This is a genomic window from Duganella sp. BJB476 (assembly GCF_003416895.1).
In the GTDB taxonomy this organism is placed as follows: domain Bacteria; phylum Pseudomonadota; class Gammaproteobacteria; order Burkholderiales; family Burkholderiaceae_D; genus Rugamonas.
Window position 1 is genome coordinate 94259 of the sequence record NZ_QVIO01000005.1, and the last position, 19055, is coordinate 113313.

Sequence of the window (19055 nt, forward strand, 5' to 3'; positions counted from 1 at the left end):
TCCATGCACAGCAAATTCATCACCGCCGCCCTGTTGGGCGCGCTGGCCTCCAGCGCTGCACTGGCCGCCGGGCCAGCCAAGGATAGCGCCGACCTGGCCGCTTTCAAGGCTTCGTTCCGCGACAAGAACGAAGCCACCGTCGACCGCCTGGAGCAGACCGAGGCGCAACGCCTGTGCTCGCAGGATGCGCAGCACCCGCTGAAACCCGCGCAGCGCAAGCAGATCGAGCAGCAGGCCACGGCCACCGTGCGCTATCCGGCCGACGGCAACTATCTGGGCGACTGGAAGGAAGGCGAAAAGGTCGCGCAGAACGGCCGCGGCCTGCAATCGTCCGATCCGAAAGGGACGGCGGCCGGCGGCAATTGCTATGCCTGTCATAAGCTGGACCAGAAGGAAATCGCCTTCGGCAATATCGGCCCCAGTTTGCAGCAGTACGGCAAGCTGCGCGGCGGCCCGACGCCGGAGATCCTGAAATACACCTGGGCCAAGATCTACAACTCGCATGCCTTCCAGGCGTGCTCGGTGATGCCGCGCTTCGGCGCCGCCGGCATCCTGACGGAGAAGCAGATGCAGGATGTGATGGCGCTGCTGCTGGCGCCTGAATCGCCGGTCAACCAGTAATCCATCCGAACCTTAGCCAGGCTACCCCATGCAACGACGCGAATTCATGCAAATGCTGGCCATCGCCAGCGCCGGCGGCCTGGCCTTGGCCGGCAAGGATGCGCTGGCCGCCACGCCCGGCGCCGCCGAGCAGCTGTATGCGGTGCCGAAATTCGGCAACGTCAGCCTGCTGCACATCACCGATTGCCACGCCCAGCTGCGGCCGCTGTATTTCCGCGAGCCCAGCGTCAACCTCGGCATCGGCGAAGCGGCCGGCAAGGCGCCGCACCTGGTGGGCGACGCCTTGCTCAAGCAGTTCAAGATCGCACCGAAGACGGCGCGCGCGCACGCCTTCACCTACCTCGACTTTACCGCCGCCGCCAAGGTGTACGGCAAGGTCGGCGGCTTCGCCCATTTGTCCACCCTGGTCCAGCAGCTGCGCGCCAGCCGTCCGCATGCCGTGCTGTGCGACGGCGGCGACACCTGGCAGGGCTCGGCCACGGCGCTGTGGACCAATGGCCAGGACATGGTCGATGCCGCCAAGCTGCTGGGCGTGGAGATCATGGCGCCGCACTGGGAGTTCACGCTGGGCGCGCAACGGGTGCAGGAAATCGTGCAGAAGGATTTCCAGGGCAAGGTGGATTTCGTCGCGCAGAACGTGGTGACGGCCGATTTCGGCGACTCCGTGTTTGCCCCCTACAGCTGGCGTGAAATGAACGGCGTGCCGGTGGCCGTGATCGGCCAGGCTTTCCCGTACACGCCGATCGCCAACCCGCGCTACATGGTGCCGGACTGGAGCTTCGGCATCCAGGAGGAGCGCTTGCAGGCGCTGGTCAAGGAAGTGCGCGCCAAGGGCGCCAAGGTGGTGGTGCTGCTGTCGCACAACGGCATGGACGTGGACCTGAAGCTGGCCAGCCGCGTCAGCGGCATCGACGCCATCCTCGGCGGCCACACCCACGATGGCGTACCGACACCGGTGGTGGTGTCCAACCAGGGCGGCCAGACGCTGGTGACCAATGCCGGCTCGAACGGCAAGTTCCTCGGCGTGCTGGATTTCGACGTGCGCGACGGCCGCATCCAGGGCTACCAGTACCGCCTGCTGCCGGTGTTCTCCAATCTGCTGCCGGCCGACCGCGCCATGCAGGCGCACATCGACGCGGTGCGCGCGCCGTTCCGCGCCAAACTGGATGAAACACTGGCCGTCACCGAAGGCTTGCTGTACCGGCGCGGTAATTTCAATGGCAGCTGGGACCAGTTGATCGTCGACGGGCTGCTGGCGGTCAAGGGCGCCGACCTGGCGTTCTCGCCGGGCTTCCGCTGGGGTACGTCGCTGCTGCCGGGCGCCCCCATCACGCGCGGCGATCTGATGGACCAGCTGGCGATTACCTACCCGGCCACAACGCTGACCGAGATGACGGGCGCCACCATCAAGACCATCATGGAAGATGTGTGCGACAACCTGTTCCACCCGGACCCCTACTACCAGCAGGGCGGCGACATGGTGCGCGTGGGCGGCATGAACTACACCTGCACGCCGACCGCTGCCACGGGTCGGCGCATCAGCGACATGCGATTGAACGGCAAGCTGCTCGACGCGGACAAAACCTACAAGGTGGCCGGCTGGGCGCCGGTGGCCGAGGGCGCCAGCGGCGCACCGATCTGGGACGTGATGGAAACGTATCTGCGCGCCCACCCGGTGGTGCGCGCGCGCCGTCCCGACCAGCCGACACTGGTGGGCACGGCCGGCAATCCCGGCATGGCTGTCTGAGCTGCCGTGGCCGACGCCCTGCCCGCCCCCTTGTTGCCGCCGCTGCGCGATCTGCGGGCGGAACTGGCCGCGCTGACGGCCACATCGGCGGTGCTGGTGCTGCTGGTGTCGCGCCGGGACTGCCCGTATTGTCTGGAAGTGCGGCGCAACTATCTGGCGCCGCTGCTGCGCGAAAACGATCCGCACCTGGTGCTGCGCGAACTGGAAAGCGATACGGTGGAGCAGTTGATCGACGCGGCAGGACAGCCGCAGCCCATTGCCGAAGCGCTGCGCCAGCTGCATGTGAGTTTCTTTCCCACGGTATTATTTCTCGGTAGCGGAGGCCGCACACTGGCCGCAGCCTTACCCGGCCTGGATCAGGCCGGCTTCTACGGTGCCTATCTGGAGGGCCGCCTGCAACAGGCGCGAGCTGCCGCCCTCGCCTCACCCAAGGAAACCAAATGAACCTCGTCCGCCGACTGCTGTTGCTGGCTGCGGTACTGCCGGCGCTGACGGCCCAAGCCCAAGCCGTTCCGGACATCGTCCTCAAGCCGATCCAGGTCAGCCCGCACGTCTACTACTTCCAGGGGGAAGCCGGCATGGCCAGCCAGGCCAACCAGGGCTTCATGTCGAATGCCGGCTTTGTCGTCACGCCCGCCGGCGTGGTGGTGTACGACGCGCTGGCCACGCCGGCGCTGGGCGCCGCCATGCTGCGCGCGATCCGCCTGGTGACATCGGCGCCGCTGAAGATGGTGATCGTCGGGCATTACCACGCCGACCATTTCTACGGCCTGCAAGCCCTGCGCCAGCCCGGCGTGGTGATCGCCGCGCATCGCAACGGCCGCGACTACCTACGTTCGGACCTGGCGCGCGAACGGCTGGCCCAGCGCCGCGCCGAACTGGCGCCGTGGGTGGATGAGCGCACGGAACTGGTGTCGGCCGACCGCTGGCTGGACTTTGCCGACGGCCAGCCGTGGCGCTTCGAACTGGGTGGCCTGCACTTCCGCGTGATCGACAGCAGCGGCGCCCATTCGCCGGAAGACTTGCTGATGCTGGTGGAAGAAGACCACGTGCTGTTCGCGGGCGACCTGTTCTTCAGCGGCCGCCTGCCGTATGTCGGCGACGCGGACAGCAAGCGCTGGTTGCAAGCGCTGGATCGCATGCTCGACGCGCAGCCGGCCGTGGTGATCCCCGGCCACGGCCCGGCCTCGCGCGCGCCGCGCGAGGACATGCTGCTGACCCAACGCTATCTGCGTTACCTGCGCGAACAGATGGGCAATGCCGTGCAGGAACTGCTATCCTTTGATGAGGCCTATGCGCGCACCGATTGGTCCGCGTTCAAGGACTATCCTGCCTTCAGCCAGGCCAACCGGCTCAACGCCTATGGCACGTACCTGCTGATGGAAAAAGAAACTCTGCAAACTGGCAAGGAGTCCAAATGAAACTGTTCCGTATTTTGATGCTGCCCCTGCTGCTGCTGTGCGCCCAGGCGTCGCAGGCCGAGGCGCCGCGCGTGGAAAAAGTGGTCTATCACTTCAGCGAGAGCGGCAATGCCATGGGCGGCTTGCGCAACATCCGCAACCACCTGGACGCCAGTCCCAATGCGCAGATCGTCGTCGTGGCGCTGGGCGCGGGCATCGATTTCCTGCTCGACGGTGAGAAGGACAAGAACGGCAATCCGTATGAAGTGGTGGTGCAGGAGCTGGCGGCCCGCCATGTGCAGTTCCGAGTCTGCAACAACACGCTGAAAGCACGCAACATCAGCAAGGACAAGGTGCTGCCGGAAGCAACCATCGTCCCATCCGGCGTGGCGGAAATCAGCCGATTACAGGCATTGGAAGGCTACGCTTACATCAAGCCGTAGGCTGTTCAAGAGTTTGTGTCAGTGCAGTACCCAGGCTGATGCGATTGAGCATCAAGGTGTCGCATCGCGATAGCGCGCCACGATACGCTCGATGCTGCCGTCATCGATCAAGCTATCGAGCGCATGGTTCATGCGCGCCGCGCCCAGCTTCGCGCGGCGCGAAAATGCGCAGCGCGCGTGGAACCTGGAGACCACCAGGTCAATGCGTAGCTGATGTCTGGGATCGATGCGCATTTGATAGCCCGCCATCAATTCCTCGACGATCGCATACTGGCTGCGGCCTGCCATCAACTTGCGCAGGCTATGCTCGGCGGTCGGCCCGTCGTCACGCAAGAAACGCGGCCCTAGCGCATCGACCAGCTGCGGATAGCGATAACCGCTCACTGTCCCCACCCGCTGGTCGGCCAGGTCATTGAGCGTATTGATACGCGGCGCATCGGCGCGCGCCACCAGCACGCCACCGTCGGACATGATGGGATGACTCCAGTCGAATTCCCCGTCCAGCCAGCCGGGTAAGACGTAGCACAGGCAATCGGCCTCGCCCCGTTGCAGTACCATGGACACGCGTTTGCTCGGCACCGTAATGTAGCGGGCCTCCACGCCCAGGCGCTTGGCGAAGGCATCGCCCAGGTCTTTCAGGATGCCGCTCTTGAGCTGGCCCTCTTCAAACTGCATCAGCGGCATCGCATGGTTGGCCGGCGCGACAAAGACGATTTCCGCCGCCAGCGAACTGGCCTGCCGGGTCATCAACAACACCGTCAAAGTGACCAAGATTGCTCGCCACATGCGCTCTCTCCGGACAAGTTCCGGCATCCGAATGGCGGTGCCGGGACTATCAAAAGTATACTCTTCTCTCGGCATTAGGAACACCGTACCGTCCACGCCCCTCTCGATCGCGGCGGCGTTAACGAAATTGATATTTAGCTCAAGGTCCGAGTATGACAATTCATACTCTTGCACCGGCGCTTGGCCCCATCCATCTCAAAAAAATTCATGTAATCAATGGCTTGGTTCAATAGTCCGGCTTGCCATTCCCATGGCACGGATAGTGCTATCTCTGTTGTGAAAAGCATATTCGATGACGGCCATCCGCTTCGAATCGCTTTTTACTACAAATAAAACGGAGACCAAAAAATGAACAAAGTAATTCCCGCCCGAACGCGCAAGCCAGCTTCTTGACGTAAGCGCCGGCACCGCCTCTCTGGCGGCGCCGCTTGCGCGTCACTCCATCGCTAATTTCACGGCTGACCGAGCCCGGACCTTGCTCCCGCAAGTCCGGCGGGTATCGCTGCGCCCTCGATTTTCCGGGTGCGGCGTTCCAGTGCTCCCGGTCGCGTGGTTGTACCTATCACACAATCTTATTGGATCGTTTATGAAAGCATCATTAGTAGCTGGTCTCTTGCTCGCCTCCACAGCCGGCGCCGCCTCAGCGCAATCTGGCATCACCGTCTACGGCATACTGGACGCGGGCATCACCCGCGAAACCGGGGGCGCCGATGGCGCGGTCACCAAGCTGGCCTCTGGCGTGCAGTCCGGCAGCCGGCTGGGCTTCAAAGGGCAGGAGGACCTGGGCAATGGCATGAACGCCCACTTCGTGCTGGAGAACGGGCTGGATCTCGACACCGGCAAGGCGCGCCAGAACGGCGCTTTGTTCGGCCGCCATGCCTATGTCGGCCTGACTACCAGCGCCGGTACCGTCAACCTGGGCCGTCAATGCAACCCGATCTTCATCGCGCTGGACGGCATCGACCCGTTTGAAACCGGCTTTACTGGTGCCGCCACCAACCTGATGAGCATCGGCACGGCACGTACCAATAACACCATCAGCTATGCAACGCCCAAGCTGAATGGACTGTCGGCCACCGTGATGTATGGTTTTGGCGAACAGCCCGGCGATAGCACCTTGGGCCGTACCGTCGCTTTTTCCGTCGACTACGCCGCGGGCCCGTGGGTGGGAACCTTGGCATATGACAGCTTGAAGGCCACTTCTTTCAATACGCTGAAAGAGGTCCTGCTGGGCGCCAGCTACAACTTCGGCCCCGCGACCGTGCACGCCGCGTTTGAAACCGAAAAGAACGACGTCGGCGGCGATTTCCGCGACTTCCTGCTGGGCGCCTCAGTGCCGCTCGGACAGGGCAAGCTGCTGGCCTCGTATGTGAAAAAGCAGGACCGTTCCGCGACCCAGCGGGGCGGAAGACAGCTTGCGGTGGGCTATACCTACGCGCTGTCCAAACGCACCAACCTCTACAGTTCATTCGGCACCATCCGCAACGAGCTGGCCGCCACCAATGTGGTGGGCGATGCCTCCAGCGGCGGCAGCGCGCCGGCTGCCGGAGATGGATCGCGAGCACTGTCGGTCGGAATCCGTCATAAGTTCTGACATCCCGACGAATAAAACCCACAAAGCACCACCGGGGTTAGTCCCCTTTCGGGACCAGACCCTATCCATCCCCTTATCTTTCTTGGAGACTCTATGTTCGTTCCTATTTCCTCCCGTCTGTTGTCCGCGCTGTGCGCCTTCACACTGCTGGCCGGGGCTGTTCCAGCGGTCCGCGCCGCTGACGCCGCGCCATCGGCCCATGTGACCATCCTGGCCACCGGCGGCACCATCGCCGGCAGCGGCGCCACCAGCACCACCACGGTCGGCTACACCGCCGCTACAGTCGGGGTCGACCGCCTGATCCAGGCCGTGCCGGAACTGGCCAAGGTGGCGCAAGTCAAGGGTGAGCAAGTGTTCCAGATCGCCAGCGAAAACATGAGCAACGAACACTGGCTGGTGCTGGCCAAGCGCGTCAACACGCTGCTGGCCCAGCCTGATGTGGATGGCATCGTCATCACCCACGGCACCGATACGCTGGAAGAGACCGCCTTCTTCCTCGACATGGTAGTGAAGAGCCACAAGCCGGTGGTGCTGGTCGGCGCCATGCGTCCGGGCACCGCGCTGTCGGCCGACGGTCCGATCAACCTGTACAACGCGGTGCTGCTGGCGGCCAGCAAGGAAGCCATCGGCAAGGGCGTGCTGGTGGCTTTGAACGACCAGATCCAGGGCGCGCGCGACGTCACCAAGACCAACACCTCGACCCTGGACAGCTTCAAGACGCCGGAGCTGGGCATGCTGGGCTACATCCAGGGCAACAAGCCCTACTTCTACCACACCAGCACGCGCAAGCACACGGCCGACACCGAGTTTGACATCAGCAAGCTGGACGCGCTGCCGCAGGTCGACATCGTCTACGGCTACGCCAACGTCAACCCGGTTGCATTGAATGCGCTGGTGGCCGCTGGCGCCAAGGGCATCATCCACGCCGGCGTCGGCGACGGCAGCCTGGCGTCCAAGGTCCTGCCTTCGCTGACCGCGGCCCGCAAGCAAGGCGTGCTGATCGTGCGCTCGGCCCGCGTCGGCCAAGGTATCGTGGCCCGCAACGGCGAAGCCAACGACGATGAGCTGGACTTCGTGGTCTCCGATACGCTGAATGCGCAAAAGGCGCGCATCCTGCTGATGCTGGCCCTGACCAAGACCAGCGACAGTAAGGAAATCCAGCGCATGTTCTACACCTACTAAAACTTGGAAAACTCCGGGGGCAGGTCTGCCATTCGGACAAAAAAGTTCATCACGGATGATGGGGAAAGGTCGAACTTACCCCGCAAGCTTTAGCAACGACGTATGCTGCACCGCTTAGGAGTCGGACCATCTACGGGGTCCGACCCCGCCGGCCAGCGACTGCTTAACCTCGATAAACTGGTCAAGCGTTAAAACGAGCTGCAAAGTAATGTCTCGCCTGATTGAACGCTCTTGGAGCTGCTCACGTCAAAAGCTTTCCCATACACACAAAAGTTTTGCTTGGCAGCTCGGCCATGCTATAAAATGCAATTTTGGCAATGTTGTGCCATGGCGGTGGCGAGTATCGCGGCCGTTGCATATGCAAAACTCCCCTCGTGGGAACGAGAGTCAAGTTCGTAGGCCAAGTCATCCCAAAGGAACTCATGGAACTCACCCAACTCATTGAGCAAACAACTCGCGTTCTTACAGTAGTTGGCGGCCTTGGGTCGGTCGCTCTTCTTGTGAAGACAGTGATCGAACTGAGTACCGGCCCGACCATTCGCGCCCGTAGTGAGTACGAGTTCGCGAAGTCGTTAGCACAACAAACCGGTGATCCTGCACTGAACAGCTATGTAGAAGAGCTTGCGTTCAAAATTTTGATTGGCGATCAAAATCTGAACATGAGTCAGAGACGCGCCTTACTCACTCTACCAAATCGGGTCCGGTCCATGCCGCGATATTTGAAATCGCGCCGATTTTTAACTGTTCATCACTCTGGCCAAGTTTTACGGTGGAAGGTGGAGCGCTATAAATCGCGCTGGTACAGAAAGTCGATAATGGGAACGCTGTTCTTCCTCTATCTGGCGTTTTCGTTAGTTGGCCTGCCGGCATTGTTCGGTCCGTATCCTAAAACCTTCTCCTTGATTCTGGATGCAATTCTTAAGCTTCCGCCGCTAGCCTCGTTGTACTTCGTCTTTTTAGCCGGCTTGTGCCTGTTCCACGCTTTAACTCTCAGCACAGCCGAGTCTCTCATTGAAGAAGTAGAGGCGGTCGGCCCGTTCCTCCAGTAGACGAATGTATCGAGCTCGCCTAGTACGTACCGACAGCTAGCTTATGCAGTCACATTCGCGACCAGGTCCCATTGAGAGAGATCGCCAGGCGATTGGGAGTCTCCAGAAACACCGTCCGACGCTATGGCTATTCGAAGCCAGCAGGAAAAGACGCTAGTCGAAATTGACATCAGCGAAAAAATTGCGTTTTGAAAAATGGGAGCGATAGATGCGTATTTACTTAGACGACGAACGCACCACGCCTGAGGGCTGGGTTCGCACCTACTGGCCCGAGGAAGTGATCGCTCTGCTTGAACAAGGGGGAGTTACCCACGTTAGCCTCGATCATGACCTAGGGGACGATGAGCGAGGAACAGGCTACGACGTCATTCTATGGATCGAAGAGGCGGTTGCACTCAGGGGGTTTAGCCCTCCGGCACTCTTTGTCCATTCGGCTAACAGCTCTGCACGGGAAAAAATGTTAGCTGGTATCAACGCTATTGAGACTCTCGCGAAGCGGCAGACAGATCAAGGCTAAGTCCGAGCATATGTAAGCTCAATGCAGCACAACTGTGCCAACGATCCTTTTACAACGCCTGATGACAGAAAGCTTGGCACAATTTTGTGCACAGTGAGTGTGCCAAAATGTGCGAATTAACGCATCGCATTGCGAACCAATGCAACAGTTAAGTATTTGATTTATATAGGAAATTGTGGTGCGGCTGGCGGGGATCGAACCCACGACCCTTGGCTTCGGAGGCCAATACTCTATCCACTGAGCTACAGCCGCGCTGGGGGAATTTCTGAAGTGTGCCGTAGGATACCGTTTTTATCGAGGGCCGTCCATGGAAAGTGTCGTTTTGAGCATCTTAGCGTTTCCAAGCAGGCATTTTTAAGTCTATAATCGCCCGTTTGGTGAAGGTTTTGCAAGGCAGCTGGTTGATACTTTTCTTCTCACGCCACCCGGCTTCGAAATTAGTCTGTTAAGGAAATCATGAGCGACGCACATAACGAACACGAATCCGCCATCAGAACGCCTACGCAGCTCGTTGCTGCTGTTATCGGCTTCTTTGGAGTCACAGTAATTGGCATCATCCTGCTGGTGCAGTACGTGACCGCAGACAAATTGACCGGCGCCGGCTCCAATAGCCAGGCCCCCGAAGAAATCGCCACCCGTATTGCCCCCGTCGCCGACGCCGGCTTTACGCTGAAAGACTCGAACGCGCCGAAAGTGCTGCAAACCGGCGAAGCCATCTACACCTCGACCTGCGCAGCCTGCCACGGCAGCGGCGCCGCCGGTGCACCGAAGTTCGGTGACGCTGGTGCCTGGAGCGCTCGTATCGCCCAAGGTTACGATACCGTGGTCAAGCACGCGCTCGAAGGCCTGCGCGCCATGCCAGCCAAAGGCGGCAACCCGGATCTGGACGACGTGGAAGTGGCTCGCGCCGTGGTCTACATGGCCAACAAAGGCGGCGCCAAGTTCAAGGAACCTGAAGCACCGGCTCCAGCGGCCGCAGCAGCAGCGTCCACGCCAGCCAAGTAAGCCCCAGCCTCTCCTGAAGAACCGGCCCCATGCGGCCGGTTTTTTTACGTCCGGATTATTTGCGGCCGGTGACGATCTGGTATTTCTTCAGCTTGTCGTACAGGGTTTTGCGCGGCACCATCAGGTTGTCCGCCGCCAGCCCGACGTTGCCGTCGACCGCCGACAGCGCCTGCACGATCAGCTCGCGCTCGTGATGGTCGACCTGCTGCGGTAGCGACAAGGCCACGCCATCGACAGCCAGCGCCGGTGCTGCAACCGCCGCAGCGGCTATGCCCAGCACCAGCCGCTCGGCGAAGTTGCGCAACTCGCGCACATTGCCCGGCCAATCCGCCGCCTGCCACTGCGCCATCTGCTGCGCGCTCCAGTCCGGCAGCGGGCGATGGTAGCGGGCTGCAGCGTCGGCGGCGAAGTGGGCCAGCAGCAGTGGAATATCGTCGCGCCGGTCGCGCAGACGCGGCAGGTCGATGCTGACCACGCTGATGCGGTAGTACAGATCCTCGCGGAACTGGCCCTGCGCGCTCAACTGTAATAGATCAAGTTTGGTGGCGGCGACGATGGTGCAATCCAGCGCCACCGTCTCGTTGGCGCCCAGCCGTTCCAGCCGCCGCTCCTGCAACACCCGAAGCAATTTGACCTGCAAGGCCATCGGCATGCTTTCGATTTCGTCGAGGAAGACGGTGCCGCCCTGCGCGTACTCCAGCTTGCCGATGCGGCGCTTTTGCGCGCCGGTGAAAGCGCCCGCCTCGTGGCCGAAGATCTCGCTTTCAAACACCGATTCCGGCAGCGCGCCGCAGTTGATGGCGACGAAGTTACCCTTGCGTCCGCTGGCCGCGTGCAGCAGGCGCGCGGCCACTTCCTTGCCGGTGCCGGTCTGGCCGTTGATCAGCACATCCACGCCGGCCGGGGCGATATTGCGGATCAGGACTTTCAACTGCTCGATGGCGGCCGAGCGGCCGACCAGGTCGGGCACGTCCGGATGCTGGGCGCGGGCGCTGCGCAGTTGGCGGTTTTCCAGCACCAGACGACGGCGTTCCTGGGCGCGGCGCACCGCTTCCAGCAGGCGCTCGGCCGCGAACGGTTTCTCGATGAAGTCGTAGGCGCCGCTGCGCATCGCGGCCACCGCCATCTCGACATCGCCGTGGCCGGTGACGACGATGACTGGCAATTCCGCGTCCAGCGCGGCGGCCTGCGCCAGCAGTTCCAGGCCGGAGCGGCCCGGCAAGCGCACGTCGGTGACGATCACGCCGGGATAATCGGCGCGCAGCAGCGCCAGCGCTTCCTCGGCGCTGGCGCAGGCCTGCACGCTGAAGCCGCCCAGTTCCAGCGTCTGGCTGGTGGCCAGGCGCAGCGCGGCTTCGTCTTCGATCAAAATAGCCTGCACTTTATGCTCCCTCGGTTTGCAGCGGCAGGCGCAACTCGAAGCGCGCGCCGCCGCCTGCTTGATTATGCGCCGTCAATTGGCCGTTCATGGCCTGCACGATGGACGATGAGATCGCCAGCCCCAGTCCCAATCCCTTGCCGGACGGCTTGGTGGTGAAGAACGGCTCGAACAAATGCGCCACCACCTGATCCGGTATGCCGGCGCCACTATCGCTGATGCTGACCAGCGCACACGCGCCGTCGCGCTCCAGACGGATGGCGACTTCGCGCCGCTCTGCCGTCTCCACCGCGTCGAGCGCGTTGCGCAGCAGGTTGATCAGCACTTGTTCGATGCGCACACTGCTGCCGGTCACTTGCAGGCCGTCGGCAGCGGCGATGTCCAGCGCGACAGCGTGACGGCGGAACTCGCTTTCCAACAAAAACGCCGAAGCGCGCACCGAGGCCGCCAGATCGACCATCGCCACCGTTTCATCCTTGCGCGCGAAGCCCTTCAACTGGCCAATAATGGCGCCCATGCGCGCGCTGGCCTCGCTGATGTGGCCGAGGTTGCCCTCCACCTGCTCGCCCTGCCCGCGCGCCAGGAACACGCGGGCGTTGTCGGCAAAGGCGCGGATCGCGGCCAGCGGCTGGTTCAGTTCGTGGGTGATGCCGGCCGCCATCTGGCCCAGCATCGCCAGCTTGCCCGCCTGGACCAGCTCGTTCTGCGTGGAGCGCAGCAGGTGTTCGGTCTCCTGCAACTTGGCGTACTTGCTTTCCAGATGCTGATTGGTAGTGCGCAGTTGTTGCGTGCGTTCGACGATTTTGTCGTCCAGCTCGTCGGCCGCCTTTTGCAGCGCTGCGGCCGAGGCCATGCGCTCTTCCAGGCGGCGACGGCGCTGATGCAGCGCCCAACTCGACACCGCCGCGCAAGCCAGCAGCAACGCCGCCGCAGCGGCCCACTGCACGCCGGTGCGCACCACGCGCAGCTGGCCGGGGAACAGCATCAGCTGCCAACCCAGCTGCCCCACCGATTGCGTGACGAACAGGTCGGCATGCCCGCTCAGCGGCGTGATCTTCTGGCCGGTGTATTGCTGGGTGTGCGCCAGTTGGCGCTCGGTGGCCGCGTCCAGCGCGTGCAGGCTGCGGTAGATCCAGTCCGGGCGGTTGCTGAGGAAAATGACGCCGGTGCTGTCGGCCAGCACGATGGCGTCGTCGCTGCTGCGCCAGGTGCGTTCGAAGTCGGCCAGGCTGATCTTCACCGCCACCACGCCGGTGACCGGGCCACCTGCCGTGCCGTTGCGGTACACCGGCTGCGCGATGAAGTAGCCGGCCTCGCTGGTGCTGGTGCCGATGCCGTAGAAGCGCCCCGCCCTGCCATGCAGCGCGGCGTCGAAATAGGGACGATAGGAAAAGTTCTTGCCGACGAAACCCAGCGGCTGGTCCCAGTTGCTGGCGCCTATGGTCAGGCCGTCGCGGTCCATCACGTAGATGGCGCCCACCTTGGCTTGTTGCTGGATGGTTTGCAGCGTGCTGTTGAGGCGGGTGATCGCCTGCGCGTCGGACGGATGCGCCAGCGCTTCGATCAGGTCGGGCTGGAAGCCCAGTACAAAGGGCAGCGTTTCATATTTTTGCAGCAGCGATTGCAGGTCCGGCGCCATCAGTTGCAACTGGCGCTGGCCCTGCTGCCGCAGTTCCTCACGCGCGCGCCAGGTGCCGGCCAGGTAGGACCCGGCAATCACACCCAGCGCGCACACGAGTGCGAACAGCAGTAGCAGGTTTTTTTGAGCGCGCATACGCAGATTCTACTGCACCTGCTCAGTCCACCGCCGCCATGCGCATCTCGTCGTTGTGATGGCGTTGCTGCTCTTCCATCACCAGCTGGCCCAGTTCGCGCTTCAGTGCGTTGAACTCGGCGGCGGACGGGTCGCGCAGGCGCGGCAGGTCCACCATCAGGTCGCGCTTGACGGTGCCGGGACGGTAGGTCATCACGACGATGCGGTCGGCCAGGTAAATCGCTTCCTCGATGCTGTGGGTGACGAAGATGATGGTCTTCTTCAGCTCGGCCCAGATGCGCAGCAGTTCGTCTTGCAGGTTGCGGCGGGTCAGCGCATCTAGTGCGCCGAACGGCTCGTCCATCAGCATGATCGGCGAATCTAGCGCCAGCACGCGGGCGATGGCGACCCGCTGGCGCATGCCGCCGGACAGGTCTTTCGGGAAGCGGTGCTTGAAATCGCTCAGCGACAGCATGCCCAGCAGCTGATCGACCTTGGCCGTGATCTCGGCCTGCGGCATGCCCTTGATCTCCAGGCCGAAGGCGATGTTCTTTTCCACCGTCATCCAGGGGAACAGTGCGTACTCCTGGAACACCATGCCGCGTTCCGGGCCGGGACCGGTGACCAGCTTGCTGTCGGCGGTGATGGCGCCGGACGACGGCAGCGAGAAACCGGCGATCGCGTTCAGCAGCGTGGACTTGCCGCAGCCGGAAGGCCCCAGCAGGCAGACGAACTGGCCTTGCGGGATCTCCAGGTTGATGTCCTTGAGGGCAATCACTTCGCGGCTGTCGGTCTTGAAGACCTTGTTGACGGCTTTGACTTCGATATGGGTCATCTTAATTCTCCAGGCCGCGGTGCCAGCGCAGCAAATGATTGTTCAGTTTGTTCATGCCGACGTCGATGATCAGGCCCAGCAAGCCGATGCTGATCATGCCGGCGATGATTTTGTCGGACCAGAAGTATTCGCGCGCTTCGAGGATGCGGAAGCCGAGGCCGTTGTTCACGGCGATCATCTCCGACACGATCACCACGATGAAGGCGGTGCCGATGCCGATGCGCACGCCGGACAGGATGTAGGGCACGGCGGCCGGCAGCATCACGCGGACAAACATGGTGCGCTGGCTGACGCCCAGGTTGCGGGCGGCGCGGATGTAGATGCCGTCCACCTGGCGCACGCCGGCGATGGTGTTGACCAGCACCGGGAAAAACGCACCCAGCGCGATCAGGAACACGGCCGGTGCATTACCCAGGCCGAACCACAGAATCGCCAGCGGAATGTAGGCGATCGGCGGAATCGGCCGCAGCACCTGCATCAGCGGATTGAACCACGCATACATGCGCTGGCTCGATCCCATCAGCAAGCCCAGCGGCAGCGCCAGGCCGGCGCCGATGGCGAAGCCGACGATCACGCGGTACATGCTGCTGAAGGTGTCGCCCAGCAGCTCGCCGGACAGCGCCCAACCCAGCCACGATTGCGCGGACGGATCGTAGGCCGTCAGCGGCAGCAGGTACTCGATCCACTTGTGCACCACCGCGAACGGCGACGGCAGCACCTGCGGATTGACCCAGCCCAGCATGGCGCTGGCTTGCCACAGGGCGACGATTACGATGGGCACAACCGCGCCCGAGGCGGACTGCCGCCAGTCTTGCTTGCTCATGATGTGTCTCCGTCGTTATTGAATATTGAGGCTTTTCTTGGCCGCTTCCAGCAGGTCGGTCTTGACCCAGTCCTTGGCCACAGGCGCGGCGCGCATCTTGCCGGTGCCGTGCTTGGCCATCACGTCGGTGGTGATCTGGATGTGCTCGGCGGTGATGTCGTAGGTGTACGGCGAATTGCTGATGGCGTCGTCGAAATCGTCCTTGCTGATCTGGTTCTTGAAGATCACTTCGCGCACGTATTTCTCGGCGACCGGCTTGTTGTCGAGGAACAGCTTGGTGGCCTGCACGAAGCAGGTCATGAACTTGGCGGCGGTGGCGCGATGCTCCTTGTAGAACTTCTCGCTCATCACCATGGTGCGCACCGGCGCGCCGATCGGCGTGTCGTACGGCTTCATCACTTCCACGCCGTAGCCTTTGTTGATGGCTTGCGAAGATTGCGGTTCGCTTTGCATGATGGCGTCCAGGTTCTTGCCCATCAACGCTTGGTTCAGGTCGGCGAACGCCAGGAACACCAGCTGCACATCCTTGCCCGGCGAGTCGGAGGCGGTCAGGCCGGCCTGGGCCAGTTCGGCGATCAGCAGCACCTCGTGGATGCCGCCGCGCGTGACGCCGACTTTCTTGCCCTTCAAATCCTTGATGGCCTTGATGTTGCTGTCGGGACGGGCGACCAGGCGCGCGCCGCCCTTGGCGAAGCCGGCCACCACGTAGATGGGCGCGCCGTTGGCGCGGCCGGAGATGGCGGCCTCGGAAGCGGTGGCGCCGACGTCGAGCTCGCCGGCCAGGATGGCTTGCATCACGTCCGGACCCTTGGCGAAGACGTGCTCTTCCACCTTGATGCCGCACTTGGGCGCGATTTCCTTGATGTACGAGACGGCGCCGTAGTGGGCGAACTTGAGGTTGCCGAGGCGGACCACTTCCTGGGCCTGTGCGGTGGACGCAGCGGCGACGATGGCGAGCGTCAGGGATAACAGACGGAACTTGGACATGCTTGTCTCCTTTGTGGTTGTAGTTACCGGGAGACATTGCAGCTTCCGTGCCAAGCACGGACTGCGGTTCAAGTCATTGATTTATAAGGGATGGCGAAACTGGCGCGCGGCGGTTCAGGCGGAAAACCGCATGAACCGGGCGGTGCTTATGCGGAAATCCGCCAAGCTTAGCTGCGCATCAGCTGCACAGGCCGAAGGCTTTGCGGTCGGCGAAGTAGCGATAGGTGAAGGTGCGCATCGGGTACTTGGTCAGCGCGATCTCGAAGGCGGGCGGCACCACGTCGAAGCGTTCCGGCAGCTTGTCCTTGACGCGCAGGCGCACGCGCCAGATCGTGTCATCGCTGGTGGCGCCGGCGACCAGCATGTCCGGCACCTTGGGGATCACATCGACGATTTCCGGCCGTGAATTGGTGGCGCGCTGGTAGAAACTGACCAGTTCCGCCTTGGCCAGCACCGGGCCCTTGGGTGCGGTGACGTGGTATTCGCGGCTCAGGAACATGGCCCGCTCGCCGCGCGGCACCAGGTAGACGAAGGTGAACTCCGCGCCGCCGTCCGGCAGCGTGACCGGCGGCGTGGTCGACACACTGATCCCGCGCGGCAGCTCATAGCGCGAGCCGTCCTGCCAGGTGGAGCACTCCGGCGTCTTCGCCATGTAGACATCGACAGGCGTGAACGAATCGCCGCAAGCGGCCAGCAGCAGGGGCAAAACGATGAGTGCGGAATAACGCAAGCGCATGGGGTACCGGTTTCTTGTAGTTCGAAGTCCGTAGTTTACTCTGAAATGAAAAAGGGCCGCATCGCTGCGGCCCTTGGTTGCGTCTACGTGGTGATTACCACATGATCACGCGGTCTTTTGGTTCCAGGTACATCTTGTCGCCTGGCTTCACGTTGAAGGCGTCGTAGAAGCCTGGCTGGTTGCGCATCGGGCCGTTGGCGCGGAATTGGCCTGGCGAGTGCGGGTCGGTCTTGATCTGCACGATCTGCTGCGCTTCGCGCATCTTCAAACGCCATACCTGAGCAAAGCCCATGTAGAAGCGCTGGTCGCCGGTCAGGCCGTCGATCACTGGTGCTTCCTTGCCGCCCAGCGACAGCTTGTAGGCCTTGTACGCAATCGCCACGCCGCTGTTGTCGGCAATGTTCTCGCCCAGGGTCAGTTCGCCGTTGACATGGTAGCCAGGCAGCGGGCTGAACTGGTTGTACTGCTCCACCAGCATCTTGGTCTTGGCCGCGAAGTTCTTGTGGTCCGCAGCGGTCCACCAGTCACGCAGGTTGCCGTCGCCGTCGTACTGCGCGCCCTGGTCGTCGAAGCCGTGGCTGATTTCGTGGCCAATCACGCCACCGATGGCGCCGTAGTTGACCGCGTCGTCCGCGTCAGCATTGAAGAACGGTGCTTGCAGGATCGAGGCCGGGAACACGATTTCGTTCATTTCCGGGTTGTAGTAGGCGTTGACGGTTTGCGGCGTCATGCCCCACTCTGCGCGGTCGATCGGCTTGCCCAGCTTGGCCAGTTCCTTGTTGTACTCGAACTCGCGCGAACGCACCACGTTGCCCACCAGGTCATCCTTGGAGACGACCAGCTTGGAGTAATCGCGCCACTGGTCCGGGTATGCGATCTTGGTGGTGAACTTGGCCAGCTTTTCCTGCGCCTGTTTCTTGGTGACTGGGCTCATCCAGTCCAGCTGGTCGATGCTGACCTTGTAGGCGGCCAGCAGGTTGTTGACCAGCGCCTGCATGCGCGCCTTGCGCTCGGCCGGGAAGTTCTGCTCGACGTAGATCTTGCCGACGGCTTCGCCCAGCGCGCCTTCGGTCACGGATACGCCGCGCTTCCAGCGTGGACGCTGTTCGGTCACGCCGCTCAGCACGGTGCCGTAGAAGGCGAAGTTTTCATCGACGTAGGCTTTGCTCAGGTAAGGCGCACCCGAACGCAGCAACTGCCAGCGGAAGTAGGACTTCAGCGTGTCCAGCGGGGTCTTGGCCAGCAGCGCGGTCATGCCCTTCAGGTAGCTAGGCTGGCCGACGATCACGTACTTGACCTTGCCGGTCACGCCGGCGTCGGTCAGGTAGGCGTTCCAGTCGAAACCTGGCGCGACCTTGCCCAGCTTGGCGATGTCGACCTTGTTGTAGGCCTTGACCGGGTCGCGCAGTTCGACCTTGGTCCACTGGATCTTGGCCAGCTCTTTTTCGAATTCCACGATGGCGTGCGCGGTGATGGCGCCGTGCTCGTCGCCTGCCATGGTCAGCATTTTGCCGATGTGCAGTTCATACTTGGCCAGCGCATCGGCCATCTTCTTGTCGTCCGCTTTCAGGTAGTAATCGCGGTCCGGCAGGCCCAGGCCGTCCTGGCCGATATCGACCACATACTTGGTCGAATCCTTGTTGTCCTGGTGGATGCCGTAGCCGTACGGCGCGGTCACGCCGATTTTGTTCAGGTGCGAGATCAGCGCCGGCAGCTGCTTCTTGTTGTTCACGGCGGCGATCTTCGCCAGTTCCGCGTTCAGCGGGGTCAGGCCCAGCTGTTCCAGCTTGGCTTCGTCCATGAAGCTGTTGTAGAAGTCGCCGATGCGCTGGGCTTCAGGGCCGCCGGCCTTGTTGGCGGCGGCGCCTTCGATGATGGCGCGCAGTTGCGGCTGGATATCGTCGCGCAGCTTGGCGAAGCTGCCCCAGCTGGCTTTGTCGGCCGGGATTTCAGTCGTGGCCAGCCATTTGCCGTTCATATGGGTGAACAGGTCGTCCTGCGCGCGTACCGCTGGATCGATGTATTCCACCGCAATGCCGGAAGCCAGCTTGGCGTTTGCTACTTGGGCGCTGGCCGGAGCTACACTTGTGGTGTTGTCGGCGGCGCCCGCCAGGCCTGCGATCAGGCTCAGGGTCAATGCACTTACGAGATGACGTTTCACGAAAATATCCTCTTGATTTAATAAAGGCCAATCCACGG

18 protein-coding genes, 1 tRNA gene and 1 pseudogene are annotated in these 19055 nt (G+C 62.4%); 11 read left to right on the forward strand and 9 right to left on the reverse strand.

Annotation, left to right across the window (positions count from 1 at the left end; genetic code table 11):
- Positions 1 to 3: 3 nt before the first annotated feature.
- Genes soxX through D0T21_RS20230 form a run of 5 tightly spaced genes read left to right on the forward strand, consistent with a single transcriptional unit; the run spans position 4 to position 4211 of the window.
- Complete coding sequence (gene soxX / locus D0T21_RS20210; RefSeq protein ID WP_116991151.1) at positions 4 to 621, forward strand: sulfur oxidation c-type cytochrome SoxX; 618 nt, start codon at positions 4 to 6, stop codon at positions 619 to 621.
- Positions 622 to 649: 28 nt separating this feature from the next.
- Positions 650 to 2368, forward strand: a complete 1719-nt coding sequence (gene soxB / locus D0T21_RS20215; protein WP_116991152.1) for a thiosulfohydrolase SoxB — start codon at positions 650 to 652, stop codon at positions 2366 to 2368.
- Between the two features lie 6 nt (positions 2369 to 2374).
- The gene (locus D0T21_RS20220) at positions 2375 to 2812 is read left to right on the forward strand and encodes a hypothetical protein (protein ID WP_116991153.1); all 438 of its coding nucleotides are present in this window, start codon (positions 2375 to 2377) and stop codon (positions 2810 to 2812) included.
- On the forward strand, positions 2809 to 3789 hold the full coding sequence (locus tag D0T21_RS20225) for an MBL fold metallo-hydrolase (protein ID WP_116991154.1): 981 nt from the start codon (positions 2809 to 2811) through the stop codon (positions 3787 to 3789). The genes D0T21_RS20220 and D0T21_RS20225 overlap by 4 nt, the downstream gene beginning before the upstream one ends.
- A complete protein-coding gene (locus tag D0T21_RS20230; RefSeq protein WP_116991155.1) occupies positions 3786 to 4211 on the forward strand; it encodes a DsrE family protein in 426 nt (141 codons plus the stop codon). Before D0T21_RS20225 ends, D0T21_RS20230 begins: the two co-directional genes overlap by 4 nt.
- A gap of 51 nt (positions 4212 to 4262) precedes the next feature.
- Here the strand turns inward: D0T21_RS20230 and D0T21_RS20235 are convergent, their stop codons facing one another.
- Entirely contained in the window at positions 4263 to 4997 is a 735-nt protein-coding gene (locus tag D0T21_RS20235) for an ABC transporter substrate-binding protein (RefSeq protein ID WP_158568029.1), read from the reverse strand.
- Between the two features lie 586 nt (positions 4998 to 5583).
- Between D0T21_RS20235 and D0T21_RS20240 the strand changes: the two genes are divergently transcribed.
- From D0T21_RS20240 to D0T21_RS20260, 5 genes and pseudogenes are all read left to right on the forward strand, one after another.
- Complete coding sequence (locus tag D0T21_RS20240; RefSeq protein ID WP_116991157.1) at positions 5584 to 6591, forward strand: porin; 1008 nt, start codon at positions 5584 to 5586, stop codon at positions 6589 to 6591.
- A 93-nt stretch (positions 6592 to 6684) separates the two neighbouring features.
- Entirely contained in the window at positions 6685 to 7773 is a 1089-nt protein-coding gene (locus D0T21_RS20245; protein ID WP_116991158.1) for a type II asparaginase, read from the forward strand.
- A 422-nt stretch (positions 7774 to 8195) separates the two neighbouring features.
- The gene (locus tag D0T21_RS20250; protein ID WP_147328140.1) at positions 8196 to 8822 is read left to right on the forward strand and encodes a hypothetical protein; all 627 of its coding nucleotides are present in this window, start codon (positions 8196 to 8198) and stop codon (positions 8820 to 8822) included.
- Positions 8823 to 8875: 53 nt separating this feature from the next.
- Positions 8876 to 8947 (forward strand): annotated as a pseudogene (locus D0T21_RS20255) (helix-turn-helix domain-containing protein); the annotation flags it as partial.
- Between the two features lie 83 nt (positions 8948 to 9030).
- Complete coding sequence (locus D0T21_RS20260; RefSeq protein ID WP_116991161.1) at positions 9031 to 9339, forward strand: cyclic-phosphate processing receiver domain-containing protein; 309 nt, start codon at positions 9031 to 9033, stop codon at positions 9337 to 9339.
- 176 nt (positions 9340 to 9515) lie between these two features.
- On the opposite strand, the gene D0T21_RS20265 is transcribed toward D0T21_RS20260, so the two are convergent.
- Positions 9516 to 9591, reverse strand: a tRNA-Arg gene (locus D0T21_RS20265).
- Between the two features lie 204 nt (positions 9592 to 9795).
- On the opposite strand from D0T21_RS20265, the gene D0T21_RS20270 reads away from it, so the two are divergent.
- Positions 9796 to 10344 carry a cytochrome c5 family protein gene (locus D0T21_RS20270; protein ID WP_116991162.1) on the forward strand — a complete coding sequence of 183 codons (549 nt, stop codon included), beginning with the start codon at positions 9796 to 9798 and terminating at the stop codon, positions 10342 to 10344.
- Positions 10345 to 10399: 55 nt separating this feature from the next.
- On the opposite strand, the gene D0T21_RS20275 is transcribed toward D0T21_RS20270, so the two are convergent.
- The 7 genes from D0T21_RS20275 to D0T21_RS20305 form a co-directional block, all read right to left on the reverse strand.
- A complete protein-coding gene (locus tag D0T21_RS20275) occupies positions 10400 to 11725 on the reverse strand; it encodes a sigma-54 dependent transcriptional regulator (protein ID WP_116991163.1) in 1326 nt (441 codons plus the stop codon).
- 1 nt (position 11726) lies between these two features.
- Positions 11727 to 13496, reverse strand: a complete 1770-nt coding sequence (locus D0T21_RS20280) for an ATP-binding protein (RefSeq protein ID WP_116991164.1) — start codon at positions 13494 to 13496, stop codon at positions 11727 to 11729.
- A gap of 22 nt (positions 13497 to 13518) precedes the next feature.
- On the reverse strand, positions 13519 to 14310 hold the full coding sequence (locus tag D0T21_RS20285; protein ID WP_199538511.1) for an ABC transporter ATP-binding protein: 792 nt from the start codon (positions 14308 to 14310) through the stop codon (positions 13519 to 13521).
- A gap of 1 nt (position 14311) precedes the next feature.
- Positions 14312 to 15133, reverse strand: coding sequence for an ABC transporter permease (locus tag D0T21_RS20290; protein ID WP_116991166.1), 822 nt, complete (start codon positions 15131 to 15133; stop codon positions 14312 to 14314).
- A 15-nt stretch (positions 15134 to 15148) separates the two neighbouring features.
- Complete coding sequence (locus D0T21_RS20295) at positions 15149 to 16120, reverse strand: ABC transporter substrate-binding protein (protein ID WP_116991167.1); 972 nt, start codon at positions 16118 to 16120, stop codon at positions 15149 to 15151.
- A gap of 178 nt (positions 16121 to 16298) precedes the next feature.
- Positions 16299 to 16856 carry a hypothetical protein gene (locus D0T21_RS20300; RefSeq protein ID WP_116991168.1) on the reverse strand — a complete coding sequence of 186 codons (558 nt, stop codon included), beginning with the start codon at positions 16854 to 16856 and terminating at the stop codon, positions 16299 to 16301.
- Positions 16857 to 16950: 94 nt separating this feature from the next.
- Positions 16951 to 19017, reverse strand: a complete 2067-nt coding sequence (locus D0T21_RS20305) for a M13 family metallopeptidase (protein WP_116991169.1) — start codon at positions 19015 to 19017, stop codon at positions 16951 to 16953.
- Positions 19018 to 19055: the final 38 nt, after the last annotated feature.

Excerpts from the sequence above, each read along its gene's own strand:
- soxX (WP_116991151.1), top strand. The coding sequence starts at position 4 with ATGCACAGCAAATTCATCACCGCCGCCCTGTTGGGCGCGCTGGCCTCC.
- soxB (WP_116991152.1), top strand. The coding sequence starts at position 650 with ATGCAACGACGCGAATTCATGCAAATGCTGGCCATCGCCAGCGCCGGC.
- D0T21_RS20225 (WP_116991154.1), top strand. The coding sequence starts at position 2,809 with ATGAACCTCGTCCGCCGACTGCTGTTGCTGGCTGCGGTACTGCCGGCG.
- D0T21_RS20230 (WP_116991155.1), top strand. The coding sequence starts at position 3,786 with ATGAAACTGTTCCGTATTTTGATGCTGCCCCTGCTGCTGCTGTGCGCC.
- D0T21_RS20235 (WP_158568029.1), bottom strand. The coding sequence starts at position 4,997 with ATGTGGCGAGCAATCTTGGTCACTTTGACGGTGTTGTTGATGACCCGG.
- D0T21_RS20240 (WP_116991157.1), top strand. The coding sequence starts at position 5,584 with ATGAAAGCATCATTAGTAGCTGGTCTCTTGCTCGCCTCCACAGCCGGC.
- D0T21_RS20245 (WP_116991158.1), top strand. The coding sequence starts at position 6,685 with ATGTTCGTTCCTATTTCCTCCCGTCTGTTGTCCGCGCTGTGCGCCTTC.
- D0T21_RS20250 (WP_147328140.1), top strand. The coding sequence starts at position 8,196 with ATGGAACTCACCCAACTCATTGAGCAAACAACTCGCGTTCTTACAGTA.
- D0T21_RS20260 (WP_116991161.1), top strand. The coding sequence starts at position 9,031 with ATGCGTATTTACTTAGACGACGAACGCACCACGCCTGAGGGCTGGGTT.
- D0T21_RS20270 (WP_116991162.1), top strand. The coding sequence starts at position 9,796 with ATGAGCGACGCACATAACGAACACGAATCCGCCATCAGAACGCCTACG.
- D0T21_RS20280 (WP_116991164.1), bottom strand. The coding sequence starts at position 13,496 with ATGCGCGCTCAAAAAAACCTGCTACTGCTGTTCGCACTCGTGTGCGCG.
- D0T21_RS20285 (WP_199538511.1), bottom strand. The coding sequence starts at position 14,310 with ATGACCCATATCGAAGTCAAAGCCGTCAACAAGGTCTTCAAGACCGAC.
- D0T21_RS20290 (WP_116991166.1), bottom strand. The coding sequence starts at position 15,133 with ATGAGCAAGCAAGACTGGCGGCAGTCCGCCTCGGGCGCGGTTGTGCCC.
- D0T21_RS20295 (WP_116991167.1), bottom strand. The coding sequence starts at position 16,120 with ATGTCCAAGTTCCGTCTGTTATCCCTGACGCTCGCCATCGTCGCCGCT.
- D0T21_RS20300 (WP_116991168.1), bottom strand. The coding sequence starts at position 16,856 with ATGCGCTTGCGTTATTCCGCACTCATCGTTTTGCCCCTGCTGCTGGCC.